Here is a 3,797-nt window from a genome sequence, read left to right on the forward strand (position 1 = left end):
GATGCCGCCGAGCATCCGTTGCCAGCGGAAGCTGTAGACGACGGGGCCGTAGGAGCTGATCGGGACGATCTCGTTCTCATTGACCACCAGTTTCAGATCGGGCAGCTTGTTCGGAATCAGGCGATCGAGGAGCTCCAGGGCGGTGGCCCTGGCGGCCTCCACTGAGATCGTCGGGAGTTGCGCGCTCGGGGCCGGGGTCGACTTCCAGGTGCTGGCGTTGAGGATCTCGCCGGTGGTCGCGTCGACCTGGGCATTGAAACTGCCGCCCGGCTCCGCAGCCGCGTCCCAATTGAGCGACCAGGCCTGGCGGCCGTCGTACTCGCTGTAGCCCGAGGTGATGTGGCTGAACTCCGTGGGGATGGTGAAGTTGGCTTTGACCAGCTTGATGGCCTGTTCGAGGGTGATGCCGGCGGGCTCGGGCGAAGCCGTCGCCAGGGCCCCGGCGGCGGCGGCGGCCGGCATCAAGCCGGCCAAGAGGAGGACCGCGACGAGCGGGATGCAGAGCGCCTTGAAGAGGGAGCGGGACCGCAGTTTCCGGGTCATCTTCCTCATCCTTTCTACGAACCTGACGCTGATCGACGAGTGGGCGGGGGTGATTCGGCTGTCTCCGCAACAATAGACGAAGGCGACCAGCCAGAAGTTCCCATCGCCACAAGGGCGGCGCTCCGGACGCCTTGCGACCAGCTAAAGGGCTATTTCGTCGGGCCCGCTGGAAGCGTTCGGTCCGGTCCTCGGGCCGCGAAAATACAGAAACGACCGGGCGACCCCGGTTTCTCACCGCGGGTCGTAGCTGACGACCACCCAGATGCCCGTGCTGTCTTGCTTCACCGGCTTGTTAAGGTAGATCTTGGTCCACGGGGAAGCCGGATCGGTGATTTCGAAGATGGCCAAGGCGCCGCCGTTCAAGACCTGCTTGAAAGCGGAAGTTGGGACCCGATGGACCGGGCCACCGCCGCCGGGGATCATCCGTCCCTCGAGGGTCGTCGCGGCCACTTGGGCCGCGTCCAACCGCCACTGGCTGTGCCCGCTGTCGACTTGCTCTTGATAGGACTTGGCCGCGGCCTCATCGAGGCCGGCGACGGCGGTCAGGACGAGGAGGGCGGCGAGGGCGACGATGGCCAATCGGATGGGGATTGAACGGCTTTTCATATCGGGCCTCCACCAGTGAGGCTTTCGCGGGCCACCGAGTACGACGCTCAGGGCCGGCGGACAGTTCCCACCCGGGCGAGGTGAGCATGGGCTTCCCGATAGGCACGAAGTCTGTTCACGAAAGCCGGCGGTAAAGGGGAGGGAAGGCGGCGCCGGTCCATGTTGTCCTCGAGGTCGGCCAGCTTGACCGCGACGGCCAGAGGATCCCCCTCGACCCGGCGGATGAAGTCCATGTAGCGGCCTTTCTCCTCGGGCCGCTTGGTGAGGTGATCGAGGGCCCGGCCGATCTCGGGCTTGAGCCCCATCGCCAGCAGGTCGGCCAAGGATGTCGTGGTATCCTCGACCACATCATGGAGTACCGCGCAGACCATCTCGTCTTGTGCCGTCAAGCGGAGCATCACCCGCAGGGGATGGAGGATATAGGGCTGTCCGAGCTTGTCGCGCTGCCCCCGGTGAGCTAGGGCGGCCAGGCTGATCGCGGTATTGAGGTCGAACGACCCCGCGACCGTGGTTCGGTCCGCGGAATCGGCTCCGCTAGTCGCCATCGCTCACCCCACCCGCGTCCCGTTGGGGACGGGCTTTTCCGGCTGGGCCAGGACGGGGACCCGACCGTCGGCGTAGCCGATGTCGAAAATCATCCCCTCGGAGACCTCGCCGGCCATCGCCCTGGGGGCCACGTTGACCACGAACAGGGCCTGGCGGCCCTCGATCTCCCTGGGGTTCTCCCGCTCGCCTTTCATCCCCGAGAGGATGCGGCGGGTGAAGGCCCCGAAATCCACCGTCAGTCGGAGCAGCTTGCGCGAGCCCGGCACGTCTTCGACGCTGACGATGGTCCCCACGCGGACGTCGATCTTGTCCAGGATGTCCATGGTGATCACCGGCTTGACCTCGGCGGTCATGATTCCCTGCCTCCCCGCGATCGTCGCCCGGGCGAATCTCATCATCCGGTCAAACCCTCGATGAGCTTGACCGGGTTCACGATGATCCCCAGGGCCTAGTCTTTTCCGTCATGGGCCACTCTCGTCGTTTCACCGGTGGCCAGCGCCACCTTCCAGAACCGCCGGGGGGTTACTTTCGGGTCGACCTGGCAGGCCAGGGCATAGAGGCCGGCGATGCTGGCCGTGCAGCGCGAATCCATCGGCACCAGGAGGAACCTATTCCTGAGGGTCTGGTTGACATCAAGGAGGCGGTCGATACCCCGAGCGGTGTAGGCGAAGTCGGTCCAGTGCTCGTTGGCCACGTAGTAAAGGTCCGCCTCGGGGGCGACCCCCAGAGTCTTGCCCACGGCGATGGAGGCCACCGTCGCGATGGGCGAGTTCTCCGGCTCCCTTGTCGTCACCTGCCGCCCGGTTGAAGGGACCTCCATAGGTGCGTGAAGGGGGCCCGACCGGGAGGTAATCGCGGCTATCCGACGAATCCTGGAGGACGGCCTGAATGCGCCGCCTTCCTGGGCCGCGCTCCGGCCGAGAGTGGGGGAAACCTGATGCGTCCGGGCCCGGCGATGACGGCCGGCGAATCGATGGGCGCCGGTGACAGCCGAGCCAGGCTGTCTCGGAACACCTTCATCAACACCTGCCACGGGATGGTCTCGATCACCGCCGTCAACATGGTCCAGCCTTTCCTGGGTATCTACGCCATCAAGGGGGGGGCGTCCAACTTCCTGGTGGCCATGCTTTCGACCGCGCCGGCCTTGGTCAGCCTGCTGGCGATGATCCCCGGGGCCTCGTTCATCGACCGCCGCTCCGATAAGAAGCGGCTGACGGCCCTTTTCTTCCTCGCCAACCGGGCTTTTTACCTGGCCGTGGCCGCCGCGACCCTGGCCCCGGCGGCCTACCGCCCGCTCCTCATCGTCACCGCGGTCGCCCTGATGAACCTCCCGGCCGCCATCTCCAACGTCGCCTGGCAAGCCTTCATCGCCGGGATCATCCCGCCCGACCAGCGACCGTCGGCCTTCGCCCAGCGGAGCCTGTGGGCGAACGTGGTCGGGACGGTCGTCGTCGTCCTTGCGGGCAAGGGCATCGACGTGATCGGCTTCCCCAGGGCCACCAGTTCGCCTTCAGCCTGGCCTTCCTGGTCGGGCTGGCCGAGATCTGGGTCTTCAACCGGTTAAAAGAGGGACCCTGCCTGGGCATGGCCACACCCGCGGGGGTCGCCTCGGGGCCGGCCCGGCTGTCCCTGCGCGACCTGGCCCGGGATCTCCGGGCGGAACCGAGATTCGTCCGCTACACCCTCGCGTCGATGGGCTTCTACCTCGCCTGGTCGGCGGCCTGGCCGGTCTTCAGCCTCTATCAAGTGCATGTGCTCGAGGCCAACAATACCTGGATCAGCCTCCTCAGCCTGGCCAATACCGGAGGTTCCCTGGTTGGTTACGGGTTCTGGGCCCGTTACGCCGAGCGTCATGGGAACCTCAAGACCCTCTTCATCTCCACCTTCGGGCTGTTCGTTGTCCCGGTGGTCTACGCCTTCTCGCACAGCCTTTACACGGTGACCTTCTGGAACCTGGCCACCGGCCTGGTCCTGTCCGGGGTGACCTTGTCCCTCTTCAACTCGCTCCTCGAGATGACCCCCGATCAACGGAAGACGACTTACATCGCCTACTACAACACCGGGATCACCCTCTCGACCGTGGTCGCCCGGTGATCGGGGTC

General features: G+C 65.9%; 7 protein-coding genes. 2 read left to right on the forward strand and 5 right to left on the reverse strand.

Annotated features, from left to right (window positions below; all coding sequences use genetic code 11):
• The 5 genes from VGL40_04315 to VGL40_04335 all read right to left on the reverse strand — a co-directional run.
• Nucleotides 1–543, reverse strand: a 543-nt coding sequence (locus tag VGL40_04315; protein ID HEY3314489.1) for a YcdB/YcdC domain-containing protein, incomplete at its 3' end; no start/stop codon positions are given.
• A gap of 231 nt (nt 544–774) precedes the next feature.
• Nucleotides 775–1,149 carry a hypothetical protein gene (locus VGL40_04320; GenBank protein ID HEY3314490.1) on the reverse strand — a complete coding sequence of 125 codons (375 nt, stop codon included), beginning with the start codon at nt 1,147–1,149 and terminating at the stop codon, nt 775–777.
• Nucleotides 1,150–1,196: 47 nt separating this feature from the next.
• Nucleotides 1,197–1,694, reverse strand: coding sequence for a GTP pyrophosphokinase (locus tag VGL40_04325; protein HEY3314491.1), 498 nt, complete (start codon nt 1,692–1,694; stop codon nt 1,197–1,199).
• 3 nt (nt 1,695–1,697) lie between these two features.
• A complete protein-coding gene (locus VGL40_04330; GenBank protein ID HEY3314492.1) occupies nt 1,698–2,048 on the reverse strand; it encodes a tRNA-binding protein in 351 nt (116 codons plus the stop codon).
• 95 nt (nt 2,049–2,143) lie between these two features.
• Nucleotides 2,144–2,488: a hypothetical protein gene (locus tag VGL40_04335; GenBank protein HEY3314493.1), complete on the reverse strand. Its 345-nt coding sequence runs from the start codon at nt 2,486–2,488 to the stop codon at nt 2,144–2,146.
• 144 nt (nt 2,489–2,632) lie between these two features.
• Between VGL40_04335 and VGL40_04340 the strand changes: the two genes are divergently transcribed.
• Together VGL40_04340 and VGL40_04345 are read left to right on the forward strand one after the other, a co-directional pair.
• The gene (locus VGL40_04340) at nt 2,633–3,259 is read left to right on the forward strand and encodes an MFS transporter (GenBank protein HEY3314494.1); all 627 of its coding nucleotides are present in this window, start codon (nt 2,633–2,635) and stop codon (nt 3,257–3,259) included.
• Nucleotides 3,260–3,279: 20 nt separating this feature from the next.
• Complete coding sequence (locus VGL40_04345) at nt 3,280–3,789, forward strand: MFS transporter (GenBank protein ID HEY3314495.1); 510 nt, start codon at nt 3,280–3,282, stop codon at nt 3,787–3,789.
• Nucleotides 3,790–3,797 lie beyond the last annotated feature (8 nt).

Source organism: Bacillota bacterium (assembly GCA_036504675.1).
In the GTDB taxonomy this organism is placed as follows: Bacteria; Bacillota; Sulfobacillia; order JAJYWN01; family JAJZPE01; genus DASXUT01.

Coding starts and splice junctions, on each gene's coding strand:
- VGL40_04345 (HEY3314495.1), top strand. CDS start 3,280: ATGGCCACACCCGCGGGGGTCGCCTCGGGGCCGGCCCGGCTGTCCCTG.
- VGL40_04330 (HEY3314492.1), bottom strand. CDS start 2,048: ATGACCGCCGAGGTCAAGCCGGTGATCACCATGGACATCCTGGACAAG.
- VGL40_04340 (HEY3314494.1), top strand. CDS start 2,633: ATGCGTCCGGGCCCGGCGATGACGGCCGGCGAATCGATGGGCGCCGGT.
- VGL40_04325 (HEY3314491.1), bottom strand. CDS start 1,694: ATGGCGACTAGCGGAGCCGATTCCGCGGACCGAACCACGGTCGCGGGG.
- VGL40_04320 (HEY3314490.1), bottom strand. CDS start 1,149: ATGAAAAGCCGTTCAATCCCCATCCGATTGGCCATCGTCGCCCTCGCC.